Raw genomic sequence first — 25,815 nt, 5'->3', positions numbered from 1 at the left:
CTTCGGCATCGAGCTCAAGGAGGCGCCATGCCTGCCACGCGCACGACCTCGCCCGCCCTGGAACGGGCCCACCTGGTGTGGGACCTGTTCATCATCGCGCTGGTGATCGCCAACCTGGGGCTGCTGCTGTTCGACAGCCTGTTCCTGCTGCCGCCGCTGAACGCCGCCTTCGAGGCCGTGGCCCCCGGGCTGTACGGCGCCTACGAACGGCACATCCACGCCAACTTCCTCACCATCGACCTGGCGTTCGTCGGCATCTTCCTGATCGACGTGATGCTGGGCTGGGCGGTGGCCATCGCCGAGCGCCACTATCACCGCTGGTTCTTCTACCCCTTCGTGCACTGGTACGACGTGCTCGGCTGCATCCCGCTGGGCGGCTTCCGGCTGCTGCGCATCCTGCGCGTGATCTCGCTGCTGCATCGCCTGCAGCGCATGGGCCTGATCGACGTGCGCCGCTGGTACCTCTACGGCGTGGCCGCCAAGTACTACGACATCCTGCTGGAGGAGCTCACCGACCGCATCGCCATCCGCATGCTGGACAACGTGCAGCAGGAGATCCGCGCCGGCGACGGGCTCTCGGCGCCGGTGATCGAACGCGTGGTGCAGCCGCGCAAGCAGGCGCTGATCCGCGAGATCAGCCAGCGGCTGGAGGCCATGGCCGGCGACGCCTACGACCGCAACCGCGACGACACCCTGCGCTACGTGCGCGGGCTGGTCGGCCGCACCCTGGCCGAGAGCCCGGAGCTCAGGCGGCTCGCGCGCCTGCCGATGGGCGGCCCGCTGACCCGCGGGCTCGAGGCCTCGCTCTCCGACCTGGCCTGCCACCTGGTCGACGAGGCGCTGGCGGGCCTCACGTCGTCGGAGTTCTCCGCCCTGGTGGAACACCTGGCCGAGAGCGGCTTCGATGCCTGGCTGCGCACCGACCCCGAGACCGAACGGATCACCGAGCAGGTGCTGGTGGACATGCTGGACCTGCTCAAGGAGCAGATCGCGGTGAAGGGCTGGCAGCACAAGTACCAGTGAGGCGGCGCCGCGTCGGTGCGCGGCGCCGGCAAGGAAGGCGGTGGCCCGCGCCCTCGGACGCGGCCCCGGGAAAGCGCGGGGCCGCGTGGCCCCGCGGTCACGCCAGCCGCTTGAGCAGGGCCCGGGCCACGGCCTCGGAGCTGGCGGGGTTCTGGCCGGTGATCAGGCGGCCGTCCTCGACGCAGTAGGACTGCCAGTCCTCGCCCTTCTCGTAGCGGGCGCCCAGGCGCTGGAACTCGTCCTCGATCAGGAACGGCACCACCTCGGTCAGGCCGACGCCGGCTTCCTCGCCGTTGGTGAAGCCGGTGACCCGGCGATCCCGGATCAGCGGGGCGCCATCGGCGGCCTTCACGTGACGCAGCACGCCCGGGGCGTGGCAGACGAAGCTGATCGGCTTGCCGGCGCGCTCGAAGGCTTCGATCAGCTCGATCGACGTGCGCGACTCGGCCAGGTCCCACAGCGGGCCATGGCCGCCCGGGTAGAACACCGCATCGAAGTCGGCCTCGTTCACCTCGTCCAGGCGCACGGTGCCGGCCAGGGCATGCTGGGCCTGCGCGTCCTCGCGGAAGCGTTCGGTGGCCGGGGTCTGGAAGTCCGGCAGTTCGCTGTTGGGGTCCAGCGGCGGCTGGCCGCCCTCGGGCGAGGCCAGCACCAGCTCGGCGCCGGCGTCACGGAAGGCATAGTACGGGGCGGCGAATTCCTCGAGCCAGAAGCCGGTCTTGTGGCCGGTGTCGCCCAGCGCGTCGTGGGATGTCAGCACCATCAGGATCTTCATCGGTCACCTCTCGGTCGTGTCATTCGGCGGTCGGGCGGCAGGCTCAGCCCTCGAGCAGGGCCTTGAGCTCGGCGTACTTGTCATCATAGGGCGCGCGCAGCCGCAGGTTGCCAAGGCCTTCCTCGCTCTGCACCACCAGCGGCTTGGCGTGGGAGAAGCGGCGGAAGCCATGCACGCCATGGTAGGCGCCGATGCCGGAGGGGCCGACGCCACCGAACGGCAGCGAATCGATGGACACGTGGGCCATCACGTCGTTGACCACCAGCGCGCCGGAGATGGTGCTCTCGGCGAAGGCCCGCTGCGCCTCGGTGTCCTCGCTGAAGTAGTAGGCCGCCAGGGGGCGCGGGTTGCCGGTGATATAGGCCACCGCCTCACGCTCCTGGTCGTAGGTGCGGATCGGCAGCAGCGGCCCGAAGATCTCCTCCTGCATGATGGCCATGTCGTCGGTCGCGCCGATCACCAGGTGCGGGGCGATCTTGCGGCTGTCTTCCCGGTAGGCCGGCTCGTCCTCGGGCCCCAGGTTGACGATCTCGGCGCCCTTCTCGCGGGCATCCTCCAGCAGCGAGATCAGCCGCTGGTAGTGCCGGTCGCTGACGATGGCGGTGTAGTCGTCGTTGTGCTGGACGCTCGGGTAGCTGCGGGCGAGGAAGTCCCGGGCCAGGGCGGTGAAGTCCCGCGTCTGCTCTTCCGGCAGCAGCACGTAATCGGGCGCGATGCAGATCTGGCCGGCGTTGAAGGTCTTGCCGGTCAGGGTGCGCTCCACGGCCTTGGTCAGGTCGGCCTCGCGGGACACCAGCACCGGCGACTTGCCGCCGAGCTCCAGCGTCACGGGCACCAGGTTGTCGGCGGCGGCGCGCATCACGTGGCGACCCACCGCGGTGCTGCCGGTGAACACCAGGTGATCGAACGGCAGCGTGCTGAAGGCCTGGGCCACGTCGGCCTCGCCCAGCACCACGGCCAGCTCCTCGGGACCGTAGTAGCGCCCGATCAGCTCGGCCAGCAGATCGGAGGTCCTCGGCGTCAGTTCGGAGGGCTTGAGCATGGCGGTGTTGCCGGCGGCGAACACCCCGGCCAGCGGGCCGAAGGCCAGATTGATCGGGAAGTTCCAGGGACTGATGACGCCGACCACGCCCAGCGGCTGATAGTGGATCTCGGTGGTCATGCCGGGGTCGGGGGCTTCCGCGGTCTCGGCCTGCATCCACTCGTCGACGTGGTCGATGGCGTGCTGCAGCATCTTGATGCTGCCGGCCAGGTCGGAGGAGCCGGCCTGGAAGTGGCTGCGATGGCCGAAGTCGTCGCTCATCGCCTGGATCAGCGCCTCGTGGTGGTCACGGATCAGGCGGATGCCGCGCTGCAGGCGGTCCTTGCGCAGGGCCGCGTCGGCGGTGCCGGCCGCGGCCTGGCGCTGCTTCATGCTGTTCAGGACCTTGAGCAGATCGTGGCGCGTGTTCTCGCTGGACATGATTCCTCCTGCCGTCGGGGCGTGGATGACGTTCGATGTCGGCATCCTAGGCCTGACGGGTGTCGGAGGGGTAACAATGCTAGGCTGCCGGGGTCATAAGAAAATTTATGGATCGGCCATGTCCCTGACCCGCATGCGCACCTTCATCGAGGTGTATCGCCAGTGCTCCATCAGCGGCGCGGCGCGAGCGCTGAATCTCACTCAGCCCGCCGTCTCGCAGCACATCGCCGGGCTCGAGGTCGCCGTCGGCCGGCCGCTGTTCGAGCGCTCGCCGACCGGCGTGACGCCGACCGCCGCCGCCGAGGCGCTGGCCATGGACATCGGCGACAAGCTGGACGCCGCCGAGGCCGCCCTGGCCTCGGCGCGGGCCCGGTCGATGGATATCTCGGGGGTGCTGCAGCTGGTCGGGCATGCCGATGTGATGGCCGAGATTCTCGGCCAGCGGCTGCTGCCGCTGCTCGAGGCGGGCGTGAGGGTGCGCCTGCATAGCGGTGGCGGCGACATGGTGACCAGCATGCTGCTGGAAGGCCACTGCGACCTGGGCATCTCGGCTCACCCGGTGGTCGACGGCCGCCTGAAGAGCGAGCCGCTCTTCACCAGCCGGGTACTGCCCGTGGCCGCGCCAGCGGTGGCGGCACGGCTGGCGGCGTCCGACGACTTCGCCGGCGACATCCGCGAGACCCCGCTGCTGGCCTACGACCTGGAACTGTCGATGATCGAGCGCTGGCTGCAAAAGAACCGGATCGGCGCCGACGACCTGGTGCCCTACGTGGTCAACCAGGACCTGAGGGCCCAGCGTCAGCTGCTCATGCAGGGCTTCGGCTGGTCGGTGATGCCGGAGTACCTCTGCCGCCAGCAGATGGCCCGGGGCGAGCTGGCCGAGATCGCCTCCCCCGTGGGCACCCACGAGATCCACTACTACCTGGTATGGAGGCCGCAGGCCCTGCGCCAGGCGCGGGTCGCCCACGCCCGCCAGACCCTGCTGCAGCAACTGCGCCTGCCCGAGTGAGGCGCACGGGCCGGCCCGGCCGGCCGTTGTCGTCAGCCGCCCCCCGGCGGCTGACGCGACCTCTCTCGAGCCCCGAGGCCGCGCGGATCGCCAGAGGCGTTACCGGGCACTCTGGCGGGAGTGCTCCGCCGGGCCTTCTTCGGAAGCGGTATCGGCGGACGCCTCGGCAAGCGCCTCCTGCTCTTGCGACTCTTGCGACTCTTGCGACTCTTGCGACTCTTGCGACTCTTGCGACTCTTGCGATTCTTGCGGCTCTTCCGGATCCTCCAGCGGCTCGCCCTCCTCGTTCTGCAGCTGTTGGTCGTAGGCCGCCTGCAGGCCGGTATCCTCCTCGGCTTCCGCGTCCTCGTCCGCTTGCTCGATATGGCCCGGATAGAAGGGCGACAGGATGGCCACCAGGATGCCCAGCGCGGCGAACATGGAGAACGCCGTCGCATAGCCGAAGGCATTGACCAGCCCGCCGACCACCGGCGAGCCGGTGGCCTGCCCCAGCGACACCGCCATGAAGGGCAGCACCGGCCCCACCGACAGCCGGCCCGGCAGCAGGCGGATGCCGGTCATCAGATACAGCCCCGTCAGGCTCATGTAGGCCAGGCCGAAGACCAGCGCGGAGAACGCCGCCAGCGGCGTCTGGGCGGGGCTGGCCGCGAGCAGCGCCAGGCTGGCGGCCAGCATCATCAGCATCAGCGCGTGAGTGATCGGCGGGTTGTTGCGGTCGGCCAGGTCGGCCACCACGGCGCCGCCGAGGCCGGCGATGCCCACCGCCAGCCACAGCCAACCGGTGGAGGCCGGCGGCAGGCCGCCGAGGGTGACGACCAGGTCGGGCGCGAAGATCCAGTAGGCGGACGAGACGAAGCCCATCACGAAGGAGAACAGCGACAGCCGCACCAGCCGCGACCAGGGCAGCTCGGGGAGCGGCGGTGGCGGCGCGGCGTTCGAGGGCACGATGCGCGACACCGAGGGCAGCAACCACCAGGCGGCGATCACGCCGATGGCGGTGCAGATCGCGAACGAGAGATAGGCCAGCCGCCAGGCGCCGACCATGAACAGCACCGTGGGCACGGCGACGATCACGCCGATGCTGGTGCCGGCGTTCATCACCGAGCTGACCCGCCCGTGCAGCGAGCGCCTCACCATCGCCTGCATGGCGGCCGAGAGGGCCGGCATCATCAGGCCGGTGCAGATGCCGCAGGCGAACACGCCGCTGCCCAGCATCAGCGCGTCGGAGGCCTGGCTGATCAGCCCCAGGCCGACGACGCCGAACAGGCCGGACAGCACCGCCGTGTTGCGGGCGCCGAGATGGTCGGTGATGAAGGGCGCGACCACCGTGGACAGCAGGAAGCTGATCAGCGGCAGCGCGCCGATGATGCCGATGGCGTAGGGCGTGAGCTCCAGCGCGTCGCGGATCTGCGGCACGAACAGGCCGAAGGCGAAGCGCGCCAGGCCGTAGCTGATCGCGACCAGCGCCGCCCCGAGAATTGCGAACCTCGTGCTCGTAAGAGACTTCATGGTACCTCCGCCAGGCTCGCCGGGCTGATGATCAGTGGAGGGTCGGCGCCGCACGGCACCGACGAGACATATGCCGATACGCGCGACCTTGCCAGTTCCCGGGGGGGATATGCCACCCTGTAACGACCACATCGTGTTGCCCCGCGACGGGCACGAGCGAATCGTGATTCACGCGCCCACGGAAAGGAGTCTTCCCATGAGCGACCGGAATGCCTACGAACAGAAGCTGCGCGCCAAGCTGGACGAGCTGCAGGCCGAGGTGGACAAGCTGAAGGCCCGTGCCAGGGGCGCCGAGGCCGACCAGCGCATCGAGCACGAGAAGGAAGTCGACGAGCTCGAGGCCAGGCGTGACGAGATGCGCCAGAAGCTCGACGAACTGCGCGACTCCAGCGACGACGCCTGGGACGACCTCAAGGCCGGCGCGGAAAGCGCCTGGAGCTCGCTGAGCGATTCCCTCGAGAAGGCTCGCTCACGCTTCAAGTGATGCGCCGTGCCTCCACCGGCTAGCCCCACGCCCCGGCCCTTCCTGGTCGGGGCGTTGTCGTGTCGCCTTCCGCCGCGGCGCCGGGCGTGGTGGAATGCTCTTCCTTCCGCCACTGCGATGACGGGGCCGCGAGCCGCCGATGAAACGCTACGAGACATTCGCCGACCGGATCGCCGAGCTGATCCGCGAGGGCGTGCTGGCCCCGGGCGAGCGGGTGCCCTCGGTGCGCCAGGCCAGTCGCCAGTACGGCATCAGCCACTCCACCGTCTTCCAGGCCTACTATCTGCTGGAGGATCGCGGGCTGATCGTGGCCAGGTCGCGCTCCGGCTATTACGTGCGCGAGCAGGCCCGGCGGGTGCTGCACGAGCCGCGCATGACGCCGAGCCGGCAGGAGAGCGCCGACGTGGCCGTCAGCGAGCTGGTGTTCTCGGTGCTCGACTCGCTCCAGGACCCCGACACCGTGCCGTTCGGCTCGGCCTTCCCCAGCCCGGAGCTGTTCCCGCTCGCCCGGCTGGCCCGCAGCATGGCCAAGGGCCTGCGCGGGATGAGCGGCGGCGACGTGCTGCGCGACATGACGACGGGCGACGCCGACCTGCGCCGCCAGATCGTGCTGCGCTACACGCTGAAGGGGATGCCGCTGCCGCCCGAGGAGCTGGTGATCACCAGCGGCGCCATGGAGGCGCTGAACCTGGGCTTGCAGTGCGTGACCGAGCCCGGGGACCTGGTCGCCATCGAGTCACCGGCCTTCTACGCCAGCCTGCAGATCCTCGAGCGCCTGAAGCTCAGGGCGGTGGAGATTCCCGTGCACCCGCGCGAGGGCGTCGACCTGGACGTGCTGGCGGACAGCCTGGCGCGGCTGCCGATCAAGGCCTGCTGGTTCATGAGCCATCTGCAGAACCCGCTGGGCGCGAGCCTGGACGACGACAAGAAACGCGCGCTCTACGCGCTGATCAAGCGCCACCAGGTGCCGCTGATCGAGGACGACGCCTACGCGGAGCTGCACTTCGCCACCACGCCGCCGAAGCCGGTGAAGCAGTTCGACGACGAGGGCCTGGTCATCCACTGCGGCTCGTTCTCGAAGAGCCTGGCGCCGGGGTATCGGGTCGGCTGGGTGGCGGCCGGGCGCTTCGCGGAGGCGATCTCGCGGCTCAAGCTGATGACGACCATCTCGCCCTCGGTGCCGGCCCAGACGGCCATCGCCGACTATCTTCAGCATGGCGGCTATGACCGCCACCTGCGCCAGCTTCGCCATGCCCTGGAGACCCAGCAGGGCCGGATGCTGGCCGCGGCCGCGCATCACTTCCCGGCCGAGACCCGGGCCACCCGCCCGGCCGGCGGCTACTTCCTGTGGTTCGAACTGCCCGAACGGGTGGACTCGCTGCGCCTGTTCCATCTGGCCCGGGAGCGTGGCATCAGCCTGGCACCGGGGCCGATCTTCTCCGCCACCCAGGGCTTTCGCCACTGCCTGCGCCTGAGCTACGGCCATCCCTGGACGCCGCGCAGCGAGGCGGCCATGGCGACGCTGGGCGAGCTGATCGACGCCTTCTGAACTCAGGCGCGCGGCGCCTCGTGCAGGCGCCGGTGCAGCCGGCCGATCTGCTGGAGATCATGCAGGTAGAGGTCGAGCTTCGAGACGGCGAAGGCCAGCAGCGCCGAGGCATAGACCAGCGACGTCAGCACGGCCAGGTTGTTGGCCCAGGCCAGCGCCGGCACCGCCACCGGATAGGCCGCGGTGAAGATGCTCATCCCGCCCCAGAACAGCGCCATCAGGCTGCAGGCCATGACCAGCACCAGCATCGGCCCGCGCCGATAGCGCCGCGGCGGGCGGGTCTTCCAGCCCGGCAGGTGCGCCACGGTCAGCTCGCCGCGGGTGTCGATGCGCCCGCGCCGGCGCAGCAGCGGCTCGGCGAAGGCCTTCCGCCGGCCCGGCGCCAGCGCCGCCAGCACCAGCCGCGGATCGACGCCGCCGCCGAAGATACGGGCCACCGCCTGCTCGAACCCTGCCGAGGGCCGGCCGTCGCGGCACTCCTCGGCCGCGGCGCAAAGCGTCGTCAGCGCCTGGTTGACCCGCTCCGGGCGCTCCTCCTCGTCCTCGAAGTTGATCGCGTAGTGCACGCTGTACACCTGATGCAGCGCGAACGTCACACCGACGAAGATCAGGAAGAACGCGACGTAGATCATCATGACACCCCTCAAACCCTGGAAACCGGCCCGCGTCCCGCGGCCCCTGTCGTGGGCGGTCAAGATGACAGAACGGCCGGGGCCATAACAGGGGCAGAAGGTCACGAAAAAAGGGGATCAGTTCAGGCAAGGCCAAGCATCAAGGCCCGAGGGCCTGCAAGAACACTGCGACATGGCCGTGCCCCCTTCGGCGATCCATCGCCGGCCGCGGCAGCGTCAGACGCTAAGCCTGGAGGTGTCTACGAAACCCGAGGCGATCCAGTTACACCGCGCCGCGCAGGCGCCAATTCAGTCGCCCGATCTGCTTGCGATCCTGCCGATAGAGATCGAGCGTCGAGGCCAGCAGCACCGAAGCAGCGACCGGCCGTTTCGCATTGATGATAGTAAGAGAAAAGTAGTGACTTCACCCCGAGTTCTTTAGCCGAAAGTTGACTGGCGGAAGGACAAACATGTGGAAAGGCTCATCCCGCCCACAGATAGAGCGCCCCGTCTCGAATCGCAATTTCCACCATCTCGAGTCGCCGTCCCGGACATGGCCCTGCCACGCAGAGCCCATCCTCGAGCCGAAACAACGCGCCATGGGCGAAACAGGTGATATGGCGACCGTCGCTGCTCAGAAACCGGTCCTTCTTCCACGCCATGCGCGCACCCGCCACATGCGGGCAGGCATTACGATAGGCCACCACGCTCGCCTGCCCCGTCCTCACCACGAAAAGGCTGTCTCTCCCCTGGCCTTGCGGGTCGAACCCTCTCGACTCGCCAATCGGGATAACGTCCAGCGTGGCCAGGAAGACCCACCGCAGCGGCATCGGTTACTTGCCCTTCCCCGGAGGGGGGCCACCCATCGGGGCCCACTTGGGTGTGCTCTGGAACAGAAACAGCTGGGAATTTTCGGCATTGGAAATCGCCTCACGCGGCGTCCAGTGCTCGTCATGCTTGTCCATGTCGGCGTCATACTCGACATGCACGCCCATCGGTGAATTGAAATACCAGAACCAATTGGAGCCGAACTTATGCTTGCCTGGGCCCCAGAAGCTCTCATAGCCCTTGTTGACCATGCGCGTGCCCGCCAGCATCAACTCGGTGGGCCCCTGCATGTGGAACGCCACATGCTCGAGCCCCTGCATGTAATCCGGAGTCTGGATCAGGAAAAGGACATGGTGATCGTCATTGGCCCGGGGGCGCAGGAAAGGACCGGTGTTGGTGAAGTGATCGGTGACCATGAAGCCCAGCCGCTCGATGTAGAAGCGCTGCATGCGCTGCATATCCGGCGTGAAGAACACCACGTGGGAGAGGGTCCTTGGGAGCGCCGAGGCGTTCTCATCGGCACCGATTTGATTGGCTCCACGTGCCGGATTCGCTCCCGGGGAGTTTATCCGTTCGGCCGCCAGATCGAGCGGGCGACGTACCGTGACCTGGAAAGCAATCTCGAAACCCACATCGTCCTGGCAGGTGATTCTACCATCCGGCGCGACCTGGACGTCACGGTCCCGGGACAGCTCTTCGGCAATGGCCTCCAACGCCTGCTGATCCTCCACTCCCCATACGGTCTGACGCAGACTGTTGGCGGTCGGCAAGGGCGCCGGCAATGCCTTCGCATCACGTCGATGAATGCAAATGGCCGTGCCATCCAGGGCCTCGAATCGCAGGCTGCCATCTGCCTGCTGGCGCTCCTTGAGACCGAAGTCTAACAGAAACGTCCTCGACGCCTCGACATCGTCGACGCCAAACACGACCTCATCAGGTCCAATGATCCGCATAACTTCCTCGTTAACTGAATTATTGGTGTTAGGAGAAGTAACTCTACTGCTCCGATGAGGCAAAGCTATGAGGAACGCTTGAGGGTGAAAAATTGTTTTGCGTGATCCAACCAATGGATCATTTCAATGAATGACCAAAGTCTTATTTATTTATGTCGCCCATGGCTATATTCATAATATCAATTTCACAGCTTTATGCCATCCAAGGCATAAATTCCCGCACAACTACGACAACCATTTTGTGACACGCTATGCACTTCAATAAGCTGGATCTCAACCTGCTAGTGGCACTCGACCACATGCTGACGCTCAAGTCCGTGAGCCGTGCGTCAGAGCGTATGAGCCTGACCCAGTCGGCCATGTCGAACGCTCTCACTCGTCTCAGGACCTATTTCGATGACCCGCTGCTGGTTCAGGTAGGGCGGCGAATGGAGCTCACGCCACGAGCGCAAGCCATGCAACATTCGGTGAGAGATATCCTGGTGCGTATCGAGGCCACCGTCGCCACAGACCTGACCTTCGATCCGAGCCAGTCGACCCGAGACTTTCGCATCATCCTGTCGGACTTCACCATGTCGACCCTGATGCCCAGGGTACTGGAGCTGGCGGACAGGGTGTCGTCGAGCATCCGCTTTCAGTTTCTTCCTCAGGTCGAGTCTCCCTATCAGGCCATCGAGAAGGGGGACGCGGACGTACTGGTGGCTCCCGCACCGCTGACCTCGCCCGAACACCCCAGCGAGTACCTGTTCAGCGAAGAATACGTCTGTATCACCTGCGCCAGCAGTCGCCACCATGGCGAGCCCATGACCATGGAGCGCTACGCCGGAGCGCGTCATGTGAAGATGGAGCCCACTACCGGCGCAGCGACCTTCGAGCAGCAATGGCTGGAAAAAAAAGGCATCCATCGTGATATCTCGCTGACCAGCTACACCTTCGCATCGCTGCCTCAGCTCATCCTGGGAAGCGATCGGATAGCGACCGTGCACAAGCACATGGCCCTGCAATATCAATCCCTGATCGGCGTCGATATCCACCCGCTCCCCTTCGACATGCCGTTGCTGGAAGAACGCATCCAGTGGCATGCCTATCGCGACCAGGACCCCGGCATCCGCTGGCTGACTGACCTGATGCAAAGCGCTGCGTCATCGATGTCATCCAGCCACCTATCATCGCCCTAACCCCCAACGATGGGTCCCTCGATTCTTATCACGATGACTCACTGAATAATTTCGTAACGGGAGGTAATTGACATGACAAACGACAAGATCCTCGTGACAGGCGGCGGCATAGGCGGCCTGACCGCTGCCATCGCTCTTCGACGCAAGGATTTCTCGGTCACGCTGGTCGAAAAATCGCCCGAATGGCCAGCCAGTGGCGTGGGTATCATCCAACAGTTCAATGTCCTTAGGGCCATGCAGGAGCTGGACATTCTCGATGATTACCTGGCGCAGTCCTATGGCTTTGATACCACCATGGGCTTCGGGCCGAGAGGGGACTCTCTCTTTTCCTTCAAGGCACCCCGACTGGCCGGGGAGCACTTGCCTTCCAATGTCGGCATTCAACGTACGTCACTGCAGAACATTCTCGCCGGCAAGGCACGGGAACTCGGTACCGACATTCGCCTGGGTACCATCGTGGAAAAATGGACGGATACCGGGGCCGGCGTCGAAGCCACCTTGAGTGATGGCACCAGCGACACCTTTCATGTGCTGGTGGGGGCCGATGGCATCTTTTCGCAAACCCGCCAAGCGCTTTTCCCGCAGGCACCACAGCCTCGCTATACCGGCCAATGGGTGTGGCGCTACAACATTCCGCGCCCGGCGGAAGTCACGGGAATCCAGCTTTATTACGGTCGAGTCAATGCCGGCCTCACCCCGCTTTCCGCCGACCTCATGTATCTGTTCATGCTCAGCGAAGAGCCGGTTGGTTTCCAGTTCGAACGCGATAATGCCTGCACCATGATGCATAAGCGAGCCTTACATGCAGCACCGCAGATTCAAAGGCTGATGGACAACGTGACCGAAAACGCCGGCGTTGTCGCCAAGCCGCTTGAAGCGATCTTCCTGGAAGAGGCATGGCATAAAGGACGCGTTGCACTGCTAGGCGATGCCGTCCATGCGTCGACCCCCCATCTCGCCCAGGGTGCCGGCATGGCCATCGAAGATGCCGTCGTCCTGGCCGACGAACTGGCGACCGGAGACGCCCCGGATCTGGCGCTGACCCGTTACCGTAACCGGCGCATCGAGCGCTGTCGTTTCGTCAACTTTAACTCGCTGGCGATCGGAGACATGCAGATGGGTAAACGCCAGGACGTCGACCCTGCGGAGATCAACCGCCAGTGCATGACTCTCATGGCCGAGCCGATTTGACACCATTCCCCATCCAGCAAGGAGCGAAGCCGAATGGCATTGTTCAACTATTTTCCCAACTATGTATGGAACCTTTCCGTTGCCATCGCCATGGAAAGCGGCGCCAAGCTTGGCGACATCATGGACATGTGCCAGCCCCTTCTCGAGGCTTCCACGGAAGGCGAGGACGTGGGCACGCAGGAGTTCATGCGAGAATGGGTTCGCAAGGCTGACCAGCTGGTTTCTCTGGCCAACGAGGACACCGCCAGGAACCACGGCTTCTCCGCCAGCGACAAGTTACACCGTGCATCACTGTATTACCTGATCGCCGAACGCATGCAGACCCAGGGTTCCAGGGACCGGCTTGAGACCTTTCTCAAGGGGCGAAAAGCGTTCGACGAGGGGGCGCGCCTGGGCAGCCTCAACGTCACCCGCCATGAGATCCCCTACGGTGACAAGCATATCGCCGTACTCTTGAGTCATGCCCAAGGGGTGGAAGGGCCAGCGCCAGCCGTCGTGTTCCTCAACGGCCTGGATAGCTGCAAGGAACTGCTGTGGTGGTCACGCTTGCCCGAAGAACTGGCTCGTCGAGGCATCAGCTGTCTTTGCGTGGATCAGCCCGGGACCGGCGAGAGTCTGCGCCTGCAGGATCTTCCTGCCACCTGGCAGGCCGAACAATGGGGGACCCCCGTGTACGAATGGCTCGCCGACCAGCCCGGGATCGACCCCGACCGAATCGGGATTACCGGGATTTCGCTGGGCGGCTATTACGCACCGCGGGTATGCGCCATGGAACCTCGCTTTGCCTCCGGGGCAGTATGGGGGGCAAATCACAACTGGGCTGAAGTGCAACATAAACGCCTTCAGCGCGAAGGCGAAAACCCTGTCCCCCATTACTGGAACCATGTGCAATGGGTCTTTGGCACCAACGACCGAGATGAGTTCTTACGGCGTGCCGAAGGCATGACCCTGAATGGCGTCATGGAGCGTATCAAGGTGCCGTTCCTGGTCACGCACGGCGCCAAGGATCGCCAGATCAGTCTCGACTACGCGCATCAATCCTACGAGCAGCTGACCAATTCACCGCGCCGTGAGTTGAAGATATTCACCGAAAGAGAGGGTGGTGTGGAGCATGTCGGTGCCGACAACATGAACTTCGGAAGACACTATATTGCCGACTGGTTCGCCAAAACACTGGGTGGAAAGACAGCCTGATCAAGGAGAAACCTTGCGACTTTAGGCGCAAGGTTTTTATTTATTCGCGCATTTACGCCATCAATATTTGATATGCAATAAAGTGGTTTTTAACCACTCCCCGTGAGAATTAATGTGGATAAAGACCCTGCATTCACGCCGTGCACAGGTCACTTGTTTGCCATGCAAACAAATTCAAAAAGCTGAATTCAATATTCATCAGCACAATAATGACAGAGAGCTCACGATGATAAAGCATGCCCTGATAGTGGGAGCATCTGCGGTAACCCTACTTTCCGCACATCAGACACTTGCTCAGCAACCACAGGCCACTTCCCCGACAACCGGCGAGTCTCGCCCCCCTCAGCTCTCCCAGGGGGCCCGCTCGCTGATCAACCTCGGAAACGCTGGACTTCTTTCCCCTTTCTTTTCCAATGAAAAATTTGGGACTGCCCAATCGCGCATGGGATCAGCGCGTTTCGCGTACGGCGCCAAAAACAGTAATCCGAACCTCGATGATTTTCGTGAAGGAAACAATATTCTAATTACACCTGTTAACCTTATGCTAGAACTCCCTTCCTCGTCAGGATCCAGCTATTTACGGATCAACGGAGCACGTACGGAAGGAGATGCCGACCCACACTCACTGAACCTTGGCAGCGAACTCTATCATGCCGAACTTGAGCTTCTGCACCTGCCTAACGAGAATGTCATGTGGGGGATCGGATTAGTCGCCAATAATTTCGAAAGTGAAGACCAGAACAGTGGCACTGAGGTTATTCGCGACAGCCGGGGCCTGCGCCTTGACTATTTACATAAGTTTACCGACCACTGGGGCATCACTACCCGTGGCATGTATCTCTGGGGCGAAACAGAGAATCGTGCCTACAACATTCCAACTCCCCACGGTCCAGCGGACCTGCAAAAGAAACAGGATGACGACCGCTATTATTTACAGGCTGACGTCGTGGGCTCGTGGCTGGGAGACAACACCCGCTGGCTTCCCGATGGCACCCTCGCCCACCCACGCTTCGGCGCTCTCTACCATCACAGTGATCTCGGCCGGACCACGCCCCGTCTGGGCCACATGGAACTGCCGGAGACCACCGGTGTCGACGGTGCCGACGAGGACTTTGGCTTGGCTTGGGCGCATTTCAAGCTTCAGCGCGCTCCGCAAGCAACGCCGAAGTTTCAGTGGCTCCCCAGCGTCATGGTCGGCGTCGAGCACGAATACGAGAACTCCCTGGACAACATCAACGACGAGGCCACCTATGCCGTGGTCGGCGCCGGCATCACCGCGACGATTCACGGGCAAGGGCTTTTCGCTCACTACAGGCGCCACCAGGGCATCAATGATGACAGAAAAAGCAATGTTTTCGTCACTGGAATAACATTGTCGTTCTGACCAAACCACATATCCCTAGTTACAAGGACACCCTTATGAAAAACCTGCTTAACTCATGCCTAGTCTTGCTCGCTTTTTTTTGTGTTTCTGACACTATTATAGCACAACAAAAAGAGCATGACTCAAATAGTAACGTGAGCTTCGTCACCCTGGGAACCGGCGGCGGACCAATCATTCGTGAGCAGCGTTCCGAGTCAGCCAATGCTATTCTAGTTAATGGACAAACTTACCTCTTTGACACGGGGTCTGGCACTGAACGTCAAATGGTGAAATCAGGAATCCCGATGGAATCGGTCCAGGCCATCTTCCTCTCTCATCACCACGTTGACCATAATGCAGATCTTGGACAACTGATCACCAGCCGTTGGGTTTTCAATCACACCACCTCTCTTCCTATCATCGGGCCTCCCGGAACCGTCAACATGGTGGAAAACTTGACTAAAGCCTTTTATGCCACGGAAATGGCCCCAATTGGAACTTCAAACTCAGTACACAAGCCCCCCCTGGCAGATACCGTAAATCCGCAAGACCTTGCTTCAAACATGACCGAGCCCACTGAAGTCTATCGTGATTCCAATATCCGCGTACTTGCCATTACAAACCAACACTATCACTTCCCTCAGAATAGTGCCGAAGCTAAGTACTCACGCTCCTATGCCTACCGTATTGAGACGCCTCAACGCAGCTATGTCTACACCGGCGATACCGGCCCTTCCGAAAATGTGATCGAGCTCGCCCATGGCGCTGACGTGTTGGTCAGTGAGGTAATCGACCTAAACCGCATGAGCAGGGTGCTCCGGCACGCTAAGGATATTCCCGAAGAGGCTCTCCAGCCCATGATCCAGCACATGCAAGAAAATCATCTGACTCCGGAAGAAGTAGGCAAGATGGCTGCTGAGGCCGGTGTCGGACAGGTAGTACTCACCCATATCGCTCCAGGACTTGATGGTGAAACGGGGTTGAGCAGTTATACACGCGGAGTCAGTGAGCTATTTGAAGGCCCCGTGACGCTGGCCGAAGACCTTGATCGCTACTGAGTTTATTTCATCGGGCAACTCCAACATAACCGGGAGATCACCATGCTCACACGAGGAAAGACCCTGATCGACCTGGCGGTAAGCCTAACCGACGGCATTGCCTCGGACCCGCCGGGACTGGGACCGCAGATCGACTACATCGACCATGATCAGGGCGCCAGGGATTTCAAGGACATCTTCGGCATCCCTGTCGACCAGCAACTGGACGGCAAGGGCGCTGCCGTCGAGCGTTGCGTGATAAGCACGCACAACGGGACTCATATGGATGCTCCCTGGCACTACCACCCCACTATGGACGGCGGCAAACCAGCGATGACCATCGACGAGGTGCCACTGGAGTGGTGTATTGGTCCCGGCATCAAACTCGACTTTCGGCACCTCCCGGACGGCCACTTGGTGAGTGCCGCCGAGGTCGCCGCCGAACTGGAACGTATCGATCACGAACTGAGCCCCGGTGATATCGTGCTCGTCAACACCCGGGCCGGAGAGCGCTACGGCGAGGACGACTACGTGGCCTCGGGTTGCGGCATGGGCCGAGAAGCCACGCTGTATCTGACACGACGCGGCGTGAAAATTGCCGGCACGGATGCCTGGAGCTGGGACCCGCCTCTAGCCAGTCAGGTGGCACGCGTACGCGAAACCGGCGATGCCTCGCTGTTCTGGGAAGGCCACAAGGTGGGTGCGGAAACCGTGTTCTGCCACATGGAAAAGCTGGCCAACCTCCATCAACTGCCGTCTACCGGTTTCGACGTCATGTGCCTGCCAGTAAAGATTGCCCGCGCTTCGGCTGGCTGGTGCCGGCCAGTGGCGTTGGTGACCACGCAAGAAGGGAGTGAGTGATGCGATTTGCGACTCTTGCCAATGGCCATCCCGATGGTCGCCTGCACCTGGTTTGCCGCCACAACGCCATGATGGTGCCCGCGGAAGCGGCCTCGACGCTACAGCAAGCGCTGGAACGGTGGGATGAACTGGCGCCACGCCTGGAACATCAATATCAGCAGCTTAACGAAGGCCGCGCAGAGGGCATGGGGCCATTCGACCCCGACCAGGCGTTGGCCCCTCTCCCGCGCGCGTGGCAATGGCTGGATGGCTCGGCCTTCGATAGTCACGGCGAACTGATGGAGCGGGTCTTCAAGCTGGAGGCGCGCCATGCCTTGGGACGGCCGTTGATGTACCAGGGGATCTCCGATCGCTTCCTGTCACCCGCCGAACCAAGCGTCTTCCCCTCGGAGCAGGACAACATCGATTTCGAAGGCGAGTTTGCCGTCATCACCGGAGCGGTGGAGATGTCCGCCGATGCCGATACCGGCATGAACGCGATACGCCTGCTCGTTCAGGTCAATGACTGGAGCCTGCGCTATTTGGGGCCGATCGAGATGAAGACCGGCTTCGGCATGGTCCAGTGCAAGCCTCGCTGTTCCATGGCCCCGATCGCCGTGACCCCCGATGAACTGGGGCCAAGCTGGCGAGAGGGACGTGTCGCCCTGGATCTGCGGATTGCCCTCAACGGCGAGCCGTTTGGTCATCCCAACGGCCACGCCATGTCGGTCGGCTTCCATGAACTGGTCGCCCATGCGGCCTATTCCCGAGACCTACCCGCCGGCACGGTAATTGGCTCGGGCACCGTGTCCAACCCCGATTACCGTGAGGTCGGCTCCGCCTGCATCGCCGAGCGTCGCGCCATCGAGATCGACGATTCGGGGGAGGCCCGCGCCCCCTTCCTCCGCTTTGGTGACGAGGTGCACATGGAGGCCCGCCAGGCAGACGGCAGCCCCCTATTCGGCGCCATCAGCCAGCGTGTCGCCGCTCGGTAGCCAGACTGCAGGGCGGGACACCGCCCTCTCCCCGATACGCTCGGTGCCTCGATTTTCCACGGTGGGTACCGGGCCTGTGTACCATCCCCACAACAACAAGCCGGTGACGAGCCATGCCAACTGAACTGAAACGCACTATCAGACGGGAAACCCTGGTCGCGACCGTGATCAGCGCCCTGATCAGCGCCGCCTTCGTCTTTGCCCTCTTCGGCGGCCGCGACCCGGCTCCCTTGTGGGGCGCCCGCGGGGCCGCCATCGATTTTTTGCCGCAGACGTTCATGCTGTCGCTGATGAGCGCCCTAATCCCGGCCCTGGTCATGCAGCGCAAAGTGGCACGGGGCCAACTTGAAGCCTTGCCCGGCCGCACCCGGGGGCTGCCTCGCCAGCCGATCGTCCGCAGCTTGTTGCTCGCGCTCCTGGCCACCCTGGTCGGCGGTCTCTGCGGGACCGCGGTGACCTGGATGATCGCCGGGCCCTCCATCGCCTTCGCGACACTGCTGGAGATCAAAGTGATCTACGGCGGCCTGATCGCCGCGGCAGTGGCGAGGACCAGCATGGGCATTACCCTCGCTCATGCATGGCGCCTTGATAGCCGCCGACCCCGATCTCGCTCTGCCGAAGCTTCTAACCCTGAGAATGCACAAGGCCCGCACCTCCGCTGATAATTGCCTAGGATGATGATCATGCTCATCGTATTGCGACAGCCTCGGGGCTGACCTGTCTCGACCTGAATAAACGCCCGGCGTGCCCTGGCACTGCTGATGATCGATAAAATTGTGTAGCAACTCGGCGCAGGCCTTCTCTAGGCCTATCGCCACAAAGATGCACGATCTGGATGACAGATGCGCCGAGGTCTTAACAGACTCTTAACTCGATAAAAAAAGGGATCAGTTTAGTCTACCGCCGACCATCAAGATCCGGTCATTCCGTCAGCCGACGATCTGGCGATCCTGCGTCCTGGAAAGCAGCACGACGGCGCAGATGGCCCCGAGCAAGGCCAGCGCCATGTCCGACTGGGTATCCCAGACGTAGCCTTGAGTGCCCAGGAAGGCGTCGGCCGCTTCGCGGGACGCCAGCGCCACCCACCATTCGATGAGCTCGTAGAAGGCGCTGATGGCCAGCACCACGGAAACCACGAACAGCCTGAGCCACCATCGCCCGTTGACCACGCGTTTTCTGATGAGGAGCTCCCTGGCGATCAGCGCCGGCACGAAGCCCTGAAAGAAGTGGCCCAACTTCATCGTTGTTGCGCTCGACCCCGCCATCGAAGAAAGGCACCTCGGCGTAAGTGTAATGCCCGCCGATAATCAGCAGATGCAGTGCACCAAGATCAGCGAGTACACCAAGGACATCCGCCGGAAGATGCAGCAGGTGCCCCACAGGGCGGCGGCGCCGAGACCGGCCGGGAGCACCTCTAGCCACCAGGTGGCAATATCCGCGGGATGGATGCCCGACCAGACCAGCACCGCGGCAAAGACACCTGCCCAGATGTACTTGATCGCGGTCTTCTCGCTGGACGACGGGCCCCGGCCGACGCCAGCCGCTGGGCGACGATGCGCCGCCGTTGACAGCGCCTGCGGACAGGGTCACGGCATGGTGTGCGACACCGGCTCCCGCCGATCGGCCGCATGATTCACTCTTAGCCGAGCACCCTGCTCCCGACAAGTCAGCGTAACAAGGAGGGCTGACCGCCTGGCACTTACTTCATCTCGAAGCCGCGCTTGACCAGGAAGTCGCGCATGTGGGGACGCAGCTTGGTGTCGAACAGCGGCTCGAGGCTCTTCGACCAGTTGGTGTCCTTGGTGCCGCCGGTGCGCTCGCCGTAGTAGCGGTGCATCTCGTCGTCGTAGGCGTCGACCTGTTCGCGATCGTCGGTGTAGCGGTCTTCCTTGAGGATCGCCTCGACCGGCAGGCGCGGCTTCACGTCCGGGTCGTGGGCGGGGTAGCCGATGCACATGCCGAACACCGGATAGACATGCTCCGGCAGCTCGAGCAGCTCGCTGACGGCCTGCGGGTTGTTGCGGATGCCGCCGATGTAGCAGATGCCGAGCCCCTCGGACTCGGCGGCCACGGCCACGTTCTGCGCCATCAGCGCGGTGTCGACGCTGGCCACCAGCAGCTGCTCGGTCATGCCGCGCACGACGTTGGCGCCGGTGCGCTCGGAGGCGTCGGTGGGCCGCTTCATGTCGGCGCAGAACACCAGGAAGTCGGAGGCGCTGGCGACGTAGCCCTGGCCGCCGGCCAGCTCGGCGATCTGCTCGCGCTTGGCCGGGGTGGTCACGTGGATGACGCTGTAGGCCTGCACGTGGTTGGAGGACGCGGCGGCCTGGCCGGCGCTGACCAGCTCCCGCAGCAGCTCGGGCGGCAGCTTCTGGTCGGTGAACTTGCGCACCGAGCGGTGGGACTTCAGCAGTTCGATGGTCGGATTCATGGGGCCTCGCGGAATGCGTGTTCGGATGGTTCGGGGTCGGGCGGATCGCCGAGCCCGCCAAGACCCGTCCAAGATACTTAACATGCTCACGACATGCCAACATGGGCGCCATCGCCTCGGCCTATCGGCGACCGGCGCCTACCGGCAGGATCGGCACGAGCGTCCTCGGGCACTATAGTAGGGGCCATGCCGCAACGAAGGGAGGAAGCCACGCCATGTCGTTGACCTTCAAGCCCCGACCGCGCGGCGGCCGCTGGCCGGCCGCCCTGGCCTGGCTGGCCGTGCTGCTGCTGGCGATGGCCGCGGCGCTGATGGCCGGCGCGGGGCCGGCCTATCGCCTGGAATGGCTGTCGCTCGGGCAGTCGTTCTCGCTATTGCATCGCGCCGCCCTGCTGGCCGTGGGCGCGGCGCTCGTCGCCGTGGCGGCCTTGCTGGTCGCCGTGGTCTGTCGGCGCGCCAGGCCGGTGCTGGCGAGCCTGCTGGTGATCGGGGCGGGGGTGGCGATCGTCGCGCAGCCGCTGCAGATGCGCGAGCTGGCCCGCAGCGTGCCGCCGATCCACGACATCACCACCGACCTCGCCGACCCGCCGGCCTTCGAGGCGCTGGCAGAGGCGCGCCGGGCGGCGCCCAACGCGCTCGACTATCCCCCCGCCTTTGCCGAGGCCCAGCGTGAGGGCTATCCGAATCTGGGGCCGGTGGAGATCCCGCGGCCGCTGCCGGCGGTGCGCGACGCCGCCGAGGCCCTGGCCCGGGAACGCGGCTGGTCGATTGCGGCCGTGAGCGAGCGCCGGCTCGAGGCGATGGCGACCACCCGCTGGTTCGGCTTCGAGGACGATATCGTGATCCGGCTGACGCCGAGTGCGGCGGGTACCACGGTGGACATGCGCTCGGCCTCGCGCCTCGGCCAGAGCGACCTGGGCACCAATGCCGCACGCATCCAGACCATCCTCGAGGCGCTGACGGCCCGGCTCGCGCCCTGATCCTTCTGCGGGCCGATTCGTCACCGATTCTTGAACACGCTACCATCATGCCCCCGCGAGACGCCGGTCTCGCGGGCCGCTGCAGCGGTCCACCATCATTCACAGGGAGCATCCTTCATGGCGGCCACGTACCGCGCCCCGGGTCAGATCATCACCTCGTTGCTGGATACCGACTGGTACAAGCTCACCATGATGCAGGGGGTTCACCACAACTACCCCAATGCCAGCGTGACCTGGGAATTCCGCTGCCGCGACGCCGAGGACCTGCGCCCCTATCTCGACGAGATCCGCGCCCAGATCGACGGCCTGGCCTCGCTGTCGCTGAGCGAGGCGGAATCCGCCTACCTGAGCGACTTCGCCTACATGTCGCCGGACTTCGTGCGCTTCCTGGAGCTGTACCGCTTCCGCCCCGAGTACGTGGACCTGCACATGGAGGGCAGCGAGCTGTGCATCCTCATCGACGGCCCCTGGACGCACAGCATCCTGTTCGAGATCGTGATCCTCGCCATCATCAGCGAGGTGCGCAATCACACCCTGAACCCCGCGGCCAGCGTCGATCAGGCCGTGTCGCAGCTGCGCACGAAGATGGATCGGCTGCGCCGCGACTACACGCCGGCCCAGCTGGCGGACTTCCGGCTGGCCGACTTCGGCACCCGGCGGCGGCTCTCCCAGCCGGTGCAGGAGGCCATCGTCGAGGTGCTGACCGAGGAGTTCCCCGGCCAGTTCGTCGGCACCAGCAACGTCGACATCGCCCGGCGCCACGGCCTGGCGCCGATGGGCACCATGGCCCACGAGTGGGTGATGGCCCACCAGCAGCTCGGCAGCCGGCTGGTGGACAGCCAGCGCACCGCGCTGGAGGCCTGGGTGCAGGAATACCGCGGCCACCTGGGCGTGGCGCTGACCGACACCATCAACCTCGACGCCTTCCTGGCCGACTTCGATCTGTACTTCGCCAAGCTGTTCGACGGCCTGCGGCACGACAGCGGCGATCCCATGGTGTTCGCCGAGAAGTGCATCCGCCACTATGAGACGCTCGGCATCGACCCGCGCGGCAAGACGCTGATCTTCAGCGACGCCCTGACCTTCGACTCGGCGATGGGCATCAAGACCGCGCTGGACGGGCGCATCCGCACCAGTTTCGGCATCGGCACCAGCCTCACCTGCGACCTGCCGGACGTGAAGCCGATGAACATGGTGATCAAGATGGTGGCCTGCAACGGCCAGCCGGTGGCCAAGATCTCCGATGCCCCGGGCAAGATGCTGTCCCGGGACGAGGCCTATGTGCGCTACCTGAAGAGCGTCTTCGGGGTGACCGCCTGAACCGCCTCGCCCAACCGGGAGAAGCGGGCAGGAGGCGAGACGCGAAACCTGGACCGAATGCGAATCGCACGCGAAGGCAATCTCAAGCCATTGATATGCAGAGAAAAATTGACCAATCCCGCGCCCCGGACTAGGATGCGCAGCTGATACGTCACGTCGACAGGGAAGAACGCTCATGCAAGGCCATCAAGAGATCATCGACGCCCTGAACGGCCTGCTCGCCGCCGAGCTCGCCGCCATGGATCAGTACTTCGTGCACGCCGAGATGTATGCCGACATGGGGCTGACCAAGCTCCACGAGCGCATCGACCACGAGTTCTACGACGAGAAGGGCCACGCCCAGAAGCTGATCGAGCGCATCCTGATGCTCGAAGGCAAGCCGGACATCCACACCCGCACCCAAGTGCGCATCGGCAAGGACGTGGAAGAGATGCTCGGCTACGACCTGCAGCTCGAGTACGAGGTCGGCGACGCCCTCAAGGCCGCCATCGCCCTGTGCGAGCGCGAGCGCGACTTCAACACCCGCGCCATCCTGCTGCCGCTGCTCTCCGACACCGAGGAAGATCACGCCCACTGGCTGGAACAGCAGCTGCGCCTGATCAAACTAGTCGGCCGCGAGAACTACCTCGTCGCCCAGATGTAGGCCGCTCGGGCCGGCTCCCTCGGCCCGGCCGCCTTCGCTCAGGGGCTCAGGCCATAGCGCCGGGCGGCGCGTCGCAGGCGCCAGATGGTGATCAGGTTGGTGACGAGGATCAGCGTCTCGGCGAGGGTGCCGCCGATGGAGCCGGCCAGCAGATTGCTGATCACCCAGCAGAAGGCCGCCGCGGCCAGCACCCCGCGCATGGCGACGCCGCGCAGCATGAACATGCCCCAGCTGCCGAGCAGTCCGGCCAGCAGCGCCGGCAGGTCGCTCGGGCCACTCCAGGTCAGCAGCGCGACCGCCAGGGTCGCGACGAGCACCCCGGCCATCACCGCCACGTTGCCCGGGTAGCGACGCACCAGGGCGATGCGCAGCACGATCAGCGCCGAGATGCCCGCCGCCACCCAGCTCTGGAACAGCGCGAACTGGGCGGCGAAGGCCACGTTGGCGAACAGCAGCAGCACAAACAGCCGATCGTCGCGCCGGCTGGCGAAGCCGGCCACGCACAGCGCCAGGGCCACCAGGCTGACGCCCTGCCCCAGCCACTCCCTCGTCGCCAGCCCGCTCAGGCCGAATGCTTCCATGCGTGCCTCCCTTCACCGCGATGTCCTCTGGCATCGCGTCAGGCTAGCATGCCGCGCCGGCGCTCAGGGCTCACCCGCGTCACCGCGCCGAAACGCGGCCTCCCCGGCGACAGCCGCCTCGCCCTCTGGCCAAGCCGGCTGCGGCGCGGTAGAATTGTTAGGTAGCGAACTATGATCTGGCTAGCACCGGCGCATGGTTTGCTGTTTCCTTCGATATTGGGCCGGCCTCCACCAGGGGGCCGGCCCTCTTTTTGTCTGTCATGCCGGGCCCTCGCCGCGCTTCCGCTCACACGAGCCCCGACGTTCGCCTTTCGGCGGGCACCGTCGTTGTCAGGCCGGGTCGTGGTGGTGGCCGTCGCGTTCGTCGACGGCGCGCCGGAACTCCTCCCGCCAGGCCTCGGCCTGGAGCGCCGGGTCCTGCGGCAAGCGCCCCAGCTCGACGGCCAGCGCGAAGAAGCCCTCGCGCGGCAGGCCCTCGCCCTGCCGGCTGACCACCAGCGCGGCGATGAAGGGACGGCCGGCGGCGGCGTCCTCCCGCATCAGCTGTTCCAGGGCCAGCGCCACGCGGCGGATGGTCCGCGGCGGGGTGAGCGCCAGGGCCTCGGCGAGCCGCTGGTAGGTCAGCGGCAGCTCGACCTCGGGGACGGTCTCGAGCAGCCGGCGGGCGCGGGCCGGCAGGGAAGCATCGGCATCGTGCATGGGCATGAATCCTTTCCTTCGGGGGACGACAGGGAAAACGGACGATGGTGCGTCGGGATGATGGCGCCCGCAACGCCCCGCGTCGAAGCGTTGAGGCCCCATCTTGTACAACGCCGAGCCATCATGAAAAATAAGCAAATTATTCTTTCATCATCGACGAATCGGCGTGTCGGCTCAGGGTGCACGGGAAGACATCGGCACCCTGAGCGCCCAAGGCGTGCCCCCCATGGCGGCAGGGCGACCCGTTCGCTCGCCCAACCGAGGATGACCGCATGCCGCTGACCCTGACCCGCTCCGACAACGTGCCCCGGCTGATCCGTGCCGCCCCGATCGGCATCTGCATCACCAACGAGGCGGGCATCCTCGAGATGGTCAACCCGGCCTTCTGCGAGTTCTACGGCTACGCGGAGGAGGAGCTGCTGGGCCGCTCCTTTGCCCTGGTGGTGCCCGAGGCCGAGCGCGAGACCATGCTCAGGCGGCATCGATGCTTCATGCAGGGCGACGAGGAGCATGATGAGCGTCAGGAATGGGAGGTGGTCGGTCGCGACGGCGAGACGCACAGCATCATCGCCGAGTCGTCGCGCCTGAAGGACGATGCCGGGCGGCTCAAGCGCGTCATCTTCATCACCGACATCACCGAGCGCAAGGCCCTGGAGCGGCGCCTCGACTTCCTGGCCCGCCACGACGAGCTGACCGGCCTGCTCAACCGCCGCGCCGGCATGGCGCGGCTGGGCGAGGAGATCGCGCGCGCCCACCGGCAGGGTAGCCCGCTGTGCGTGGCCATCATCGATCTGGACAACTTCAAGCAGATCAACGACCGCCACGGCCACGCCACCGGCGACGAGGTACTGTGCGACGTGGCCGCGAGGCTGGGCGGCGAGCTGCGCGACTATGACGTGCTGGCCCGGCTGGGCGGCGAGGAATTTCTGGTGATCCTGCCCGGCGCCACCCAGGAGCAGGCCCATGAGAGCCTCGAACGCCTGCGCACGCGGATCGCGAGTGCGTCACCGGGCCGATCGGACCTCTCCGTCACGCTCTCCGCCGGCATCGCCGCGCTGCGCGCCGACGAGGCCTGCCATGTGCTGCTGGAGCGCGCCGACCGGGCGCTCTATCGCGCCAAGCAGGACGGCCGCAACCGGACCCAGGCGGGCTGAGCGGCC

25 protein-coding genes and 1 pseudogene are annotated in these 25,815 nt (G+C 64.7%); 16 read left to right on the top strand and 10 right to left on the bottom strand.

Going from position 1 to position 25,815, the window contains the following annotated elements:
• The first annotated feature begins 27 nt into the window (after window positions 1–27).
• Complete coding sequence (locus ACGTNF_RS08540) at window positions 28–1,023, top strand: ion transporter (RefSeq protein ID WP_394601323.1); 996 nt, start codon at window positions 28–30, stop codon at window positions 1,021–1,023.
• 97 nt (window positions 1,024–1,120) lie between these two features.
• Here the strand turns inward: ACGTNF_RS08540 and ACGTNF_RS08535 are convergent, their stop codons facing one another.
• Together ACGTNF_RS08535 and ACGTNF_RS08530 are read right to left on the bottom strand one after the other, a co-directional pair.
• Window positions 1,121–1,798, bottom strand: coding sequence for a type 1 glutamine amidotransferase domain-containing protein (locus tag ACGTNF_RS08535; protein ID WP_394601322.1), 678 nt, complete (start codon window positions 1,796–1,798; stop codon window positions 1,121–1,123).
• A 43-nt stretch (window positions 1,799–1,841) separates the two neighbouring features.
• Window positions 1,842–3,260 (bottom strand): coniferyl aldehyde dehydrogenase, encoded by a 1,419-nt coding sequence (locus ACGTNF_RS08530; RefSeq protein ID WP_394601321.1) that lies wholly within the window; start codon window positions 3,258–3,260, stop codon window positions 1,842–1,844.
• A gap of 118 nt (window positions 3,261–3,378) precedes the next feature.
• Between ACGTNF_RS08530 and ACGTNF_RS08525 the strand changes: the two genes are divergently transcribed.
• Window positions 3,379–4,269 carry a LysR family transcriptional regulator gene (locus ACGTNF_RS08525; RefSeq protein WP_016855070.1) on the top strand — a complete coding sequence of 297 codons (891 nt, stop codon included), beginning with the start codon at window positions 3,379–3,381 and terminating at the stop codon, window positions 4,267–4,269.
• A gap of 99 nt (window positions 4,270–4,368) precedes the next feature.
• Here ACGTNF_RS08525 and ACGTNF_RS08520 read toward each other — a convergent pair whose 3' ends face one another.
• Entirely contained in the window at window positions 4,369–5,778 is a 1,410-nt protein-coding gene (locus tag ACGTNF_RS08520) for an MFS transporter (protein WP_394601320.1), read from the bottom strand.
• A gap of 196 nt (window positions 5,779–5,974) precedes the next feature.
• Between ACGTNF_RS08520 and ACGTNF_RS08515 the strand changes: the two genes are divergently transcribed.
• Both ACGTNF_RS08515 and mapR read left to right on the top strand, forming a co-directional pair.
• A complete protein-coding gene (locus tag ACGTNF_RS08515) occupies window positions 5,975–6,262 on the top strand; it encodes a sll1863 family stress response protein (RefSeq protein WP_394601319.1) in 288 nt (95 codons plus the stop codon).
• A 139-nt stretch (window positions 6,263–6,401) separates the two neighbouring features.
• Window positions 6,402–7,811 (top strand): GntR family transcriptional regulator MpaR, encoded by a 1,410-nt coding sequence (gene mapR / locus ACGTNF_RS08510; protein WP_394601318.1) that lies wholly within the window; start codon window positions 6,402–6,404, stop codon window positions 7,809–7,811.
• A 2-nt stretch (window positions 7,812–7,813) separates the two neighbouring features.
• Here the strand turns inward: mapR and ACGTNF_RS08505 are convergent, their stop codons facing one another.
• The 3 genes from ACGTNF_RS08505 to ACGTNF_RS08495 all read right to left on the bottom strand — a co-directional run bounded on the left by ACGTNF_RS08505 (window position 7,814) and on the right by ACGTNF_RS08495 (window position 10,203).
• Entirely contained in the window at window positions 7,814–8,446 is a 633-nt protein-coding gene (locus ACGTNF_RS08505) for a hypothetical protein (RefSeq protein WP_394601317.1), read from the bottom strand.
• 458 nt (window positions 8,447–8,904) lie between these two features.
• Window positions 8,905–9,252, bottom strand: coding sequence for a Rieske (2Fe-2S) protein (locus tag ACGTNF_RS08500; RefSeq protein WP_394601316.1), 348 nt, complete (start codon window positions 9,250–9,252; stop codon window positions 8,905–8,907).
• Between the two features lie 3 nt (window positions 9,253–9,255).
• On the bottom strand, window positions 9,256–10,203 hold the full coding sequence (locus tag ACGTNF_RS08495; protein WP_394601315.1) for a VOC family protein: 948 nt from the start codon (window positions 10,201–10,203) through the stop codon (window positions 9,256–9,258).
• Between the two features lie 251 nt (window positions 10,204–10,454).
• Between ACGTNF_RS08495 and ACGTNF_RS08490 the strand changes: the two genes are divergently transcribed.
• The 8 genes from ACGTNF_RS08490 to ACGTNF_RS08455 all read left to right on the top strand — a co-directional run bounded on the left by ACGTNF_RS08490 (window position 10,455) and on the right by ACGTNF_RS08455 (window position 18,663).
• Window positions 10,455–11,381 (top strand): LysR substrate-binding domain-containing protein, encoded by a 927-nt coding sequence (locus ACGTNF_RS08490; RefSeq protein ID WP_394601314.1) that lies wholly within the window; start codon window positions 10,455–10,457, stop codon window positions 11,379–11,381.
• A gap of 72 nt (window positions 11,382–11,453) precedes the next feature.
• On the top strand, window positions 11,454–12,572 hold the full coding sequence (locus ACGTNF_RS08485) for an FAD-dependent oxidoreductase (RefSeq protein WP_394601313.1): 1,119 nt from the start codon (window positions 11,454–11,456) through the stop codon (window positions 12,570–12,572).
• 33 nt (window positions 12,573–12,605) lie between these two features.
• On the top strand, window positions 12,606–13,766 hold the full coding sequence (locus ACGTNF_RS08480) for an alpha/beta hydrolase family protein (protein ID WP_394601312.1): 1,161 nt from the start codon (window positions 12,606–12,608) through the stop codon (window positions 13,764–13,766).
• A 112-nt stretch (window positions 13,767–13,878) separates the two neighbouring features.
• Window positions 13,879–15,150: a hypothetical protein gene (locus tag ACGTNF_RS08475; RefSeq protein ID WP_394601311.1), complete on the top strand. Its 1,272-nt coding sequence runs from the start codon at window positions 13,879–13,881 to the stop codon at window positions 15,148–15,150.
• A gap of 35 nt (window positions 15,151–15,185) precedes the next feature.
• Window positions 15,186–16,187, top strand: a complete 1,002-nt coding sequence (locus ACGTNF_RS08470; protein ID WP_394601310.1) for an MBL fold metallo-hydrolase — start codon at window positions 15,186–15,188, stop codon at window positions 16,185–16,187.
• 42 nt (window positions 16,188–16,229) lie between these two features.
• A complete protein-coding gene (locus ACGTNF_RS08465; RefSeq protein ID WP_394601309.1) occupies window positions 16,230–17,027 on the top strand; it encodes a cyclase family protein in 798 nt (265 codons plus the stop codon).
• A complete protein-coding gene (locus ACGTNF_RS08460) occupies window positions 17,027–18,001 on the top strand; it encodes a fumarylacetoacetate hydrolase family protein (RefSeq protein ID WP_394601308.1) in 975 nt (324 codons plus the stop codon). Before ACGTNF_RS08465 ends, ACGTNF_RS08460 begins: the two co-directional genes overlap by 1 nt.
• A 113-nt stretch (window positions 18,002–18,114) precedes the next feature.
• Window positions 18,115–18,663, top strand: coding sequence for a hypothetical protein (locus ACGTNF_RS08455; protein ID WP_394601307.1), 549 nt, complete (start codon window positions 18,115–18,117; stop codon window positions 18,661–18,663).
• Between the two features lie 267 nt (window positions 18,664–18,930).
• Here ACGTNF_RS08455 and ACGTNF_RS16295 read toward each other — a convergent pair.
• Window positions 18,931–19,491: pseudogene (locus ACGTNF_RS16295) on the bottom strand (DUF2238 domain-containing protein).
• Window positions 19,492–19,700: 209 nt separating this feature from the next.
• Entirely contained in the window at window positions 19,701–20,432 is a 732-nt protein-coding gene (gene nfsA, locus ACGTNF_RS08445) for an oxygen-insensitive NADPH nitroreductase (protein ID WP_394601305.1), read from the bottom strand.
• Between the two features lie 215 nt (window positions 20,433–20,647).
• Here nfsA and ACGTNF_RS08440 point away from each other — a divergent pair, with 215 nt between their 5' ends.
• The 3 genes from ACGTNF_RS08440 (at window position 20,648) to bfr (ending at window position 23,375) form a co-directional block, all read left to right on the top strand.
• Entirely contained in the window at window positions 20,648–21,412 is a 765-nt protein-coding gene (locus ACGTNF_RS08440; RefSeq protein WP_394601304.1) for a DUF1499 domain-containing protein, read from the top strand.
• Between the two features lie 117 nt (window positions 21,413–21,529).
• On the top strand, window positions 21,530–22,732 hold the full coding sequence (gene pncB / locus ACGTNF_RS08435; RefSeq protein ID WP_394601303.1) for a nicotinate phosphoribosyltransferase: 1,203 nt from the start codon (window positions 21,530–21,532) through the stop codon (window positions 22,730–22,732).
• A 175-nt stretch (window positions 22,733–22,907) separates the two neighbouring features.
• Window positions 22,908–23,375, top strand: coding sequence for a bacterioferritin (gene bfr / locus ACGTNF_RS08430; protein WP_394601302.1), 468 nt, complete (start codon window positions 22,908–22,910; stop codon window positions 23,373–23,375).
• A 38-nt stretch (window positions 23,376–23,413) separates the two neighbouring features.
• Here the strand turns inward: bfr and ACGTNF_RS08425 are convergent, their stop codons facing one another.
• Both ACGTNF_RS08425 and ACGTNF_RS08420 read right to left on the bottom strand, forming a co-directional pair.
• Entirely contained in the window at window positions 23,414–23,956 is a 543-nt protein-coding gene (locus ACGTNF_RS08425) for a YgjV family protein (RefSeq protein WP_394601301.1), read from the bottom strand.
• 330 nt (window positions 23,957–24,286) lie between these two features.
• Complete coding sequence (locus ACGTNF_RS08420) at window positions 24,287–24,661, bottom strand: hypothetical protein (protein WP_394601300.1); 375 nt, start codon at window positions 24,659–24,661, stop codon at window positions 24,287–24,289.
• 266 nt (window positions 24,662–24,927) lie between these two features.
• On the opposite strand from ACGTNF_RS08420, the gene ACGTNF_RS08415 reads away from it, so the two are divergent.
• Window positions 24,928–25,809, top strand: coding sequence for a GGDEF domain-containing protein (locus ACGTNF_RS08415; RefSeq protein WP_394601299.1), 882 nt, complete (start codon window positions 24,928–24,930; stop codon window positions 25,807–25,809).
• Window positions 25,810–25,815 lie beyond the last annotated feature (6 nt).

Source organism: Halomonas sp. B23F22_10 (assembly GCF_043496975.1).
Classification (GTDB): domain Bacteria; phylum Pseudomonadota; class Gammaproteobacteria; order Pseudomonadales; family Halomonadaceae; genus Halomonas; species Halomonas smyrnensis.
The sequence above is the reverse complement of the archived record's forward strand: the minus strand, read 5'-3'. Positions and strand labels throughout refer to the sequence as shown.

What these genes read in the sequence shown, in the direction of transcription:
- ACGTNF_RS08540 (WP_394601323.1), top strand. Translation starts at nt 28, where the DNA reads ATGCCTGCCACGCGCACGACCTCGCCCGCCCTGGAACGGGCCCACCTG.
- ACGTNF_RS08535 (WP_394601322.1), bottom strand. Translation starts at nt 1,798, where the DNA reads ATGAAGATCCTGATGGTGCTGACATCCCACGACGCGCTGGGCGACACC.
- ACGTNF_RS08530 (WP_394601321.1), bottom strand. Translation starts at nt 3,260, where the DNA reads ATGTCCAGCGAGAACACGCGCCACGATCTGCTCAAGGTCCTGAACAGC.
- ACGTNF_RS08525 (WP_016855070.1), top strand. Translation starts at nt 3,379, where the DNA reads ATGTCCCTGACCCGCATGCGCACCTTCATCGAGGTGTATCGCCAGTGC.
- ACGTNF_RS08520 (WP_394601320.1), bottom strand. Translation starts at nt 5,778, where the DNA reads ATGAAGTCTCTTACGAGCACGAGGTTCGCAATTCTCGGGGCGGCGCTG.
- ACGTNF_RS08515 (WP_394601319.1), top strand. Translation starts at nt 5,975, where the DNA reads ATGAGCGACCGGAATGCCTACGAACAGAAGCTGCGCGCCAAGCTGGAC.
- mapR (WP_394601318.1), top strand. Translation starts at nt 6,402, where the DNA reads ATGAAACGCTACGAGACATTCGCCGACCGGATCGCCGAGCTGATCCGC.
- ACGTNF_RS08505 (WP_394601317.1), bottom strand. Translation starts at nt 8,446, where the DNA reads ATGATGATCTACGTCGCGTTCTTCCTGATCTTCGTCGGTGTGACGTTC.
- ACGTNF_RS08500 (WP_394601316.1), bottom strand. Translation starts at nt 9,252, where the DNA reads ATGCCGCTGCGGTGGGTCTTCCTGGCCACGCTGGACGTTATCCCGATT.
- ACGTNF_RS08495 (WP_394601315.1), bottom strand. Translation starts at nt 10,203, where the DNA reads ATGCGGATCATTGGACCTGATGAGGTCGTGTTTGGCGTCGACGATGTC.
- ACGTNF_RS08490 (WP_394601314.1), top strand. Translation starts at nt 10,455, where the DNA reads ATGCACTTCAATAAGCTGGATCTCAACCTGCTAGTGGCACTCGACCAC.
- ACGTNF_RS08485 (WP_394601313.1), top strand. Translation starts at nt 11,454, where the DNA reads ATGACAAACGACAAGATCCTCGTGACAGGCGGCGGCATAGGCGGCCTG.
- ACGTNF_RS08480 (WP_394601312.1), top strand. Translation starts at nt 12,606, where the DNA reads ATGGCATTGTTCAACTATTTTCCCAACTATGTATGGAACCTTTCCGTT.
- ACGTNF_RS08475 (WP_394601311.1), top strand. Translation starts at nt 13,879, where the DNA reads ATGTGGATAAAGACCCTGCATTCACGCCGTGCACAGGTCACTTGTTTG.
- ACGTNF_RS08470 (WP_394601310.1), top strand. Translation starts at nt 15,186, where the DNA reads ATGAAAAACCTGCTTAACTCATGCCTAGTCTTGCTCGCTTTTTTTTGT.
- ACGTNF_RS08465 (WP_394601309.1), top strand. Translation starts at nt 16,230, where the DNA reads ATGCTCACACGAGGAAAGACCCTGATCGACCTGGCGGTAAGCCTAACC.
- ACGTNF_RS08460 (WP_394601308.1), top strand. Translation starts at nt 17,027, where the DNA reads ATGCGATTTGCGACTCTTGCCAATGGCCATCCCGATGGTCGCCTGCAC.
- ACGTNF_RS08455 (WP_394601307.1), top strand. Translation starts at nt 18,115, where the DNA reads ATGCCAACTGAACTGAAACGCACTATCAGACGGGAAACCCTGGTCGCG.
- nfsA (WP_394601305.1), bottom strand. Translation starts at nt 20,432, where the DNA reads ATGAATCCGACCATCGAACTGCTGAAGTCCCACCGCTCGGTGCGCAAG.
- ACGTNF_RS08440 (WP_394601304.1), top strand. Translation starts at nt 20,648, where the DNA reads ATGTCGTTGACCTTCAAGCCCCGACCGCGCGGCGGCCGCTGGCCGGCC.
- pncB (WP_394601303.1), top strand. Translation starts at nt 21,530, where the DNA reads ATGGCGGCCACGTACCGCGCCCCGGGTCAGATCATCACCTCGTTGCTG.
- bfr (WP_394601302.1), top strand. Translation starts at nt 22,908, where the DNA reads ATGCAAGGCCATCAAGAGATCATCGACGCCCTGAACGGCCTGCTCGCC.
- ACGTNF_RS08425 (WP_394601301.1), bottom strand. Translation starts at nt 23,956, where the DNA reads ATGGAAGCATTCGGCCTGAGCGGGCTGGCGACGAGGGAGTGGCTGGGG.
- ACGTNF_RS08420 (WP_394601300.1), bottom strand. Translation starts at nt 24,661, where the DNA reads ATGCCCATGCACGATGCCGATGCTTCCCTGCCGGCCCGCGCCCGCCGG.
- ACGTNF_RS08415 (WP_394601299.1), top strand. Translation starts at nt 24,928, where the DNA reads ATGCCGCTGACCCTGACCCGCTCCGACAACGTGCCCCGGCTGATCCGT.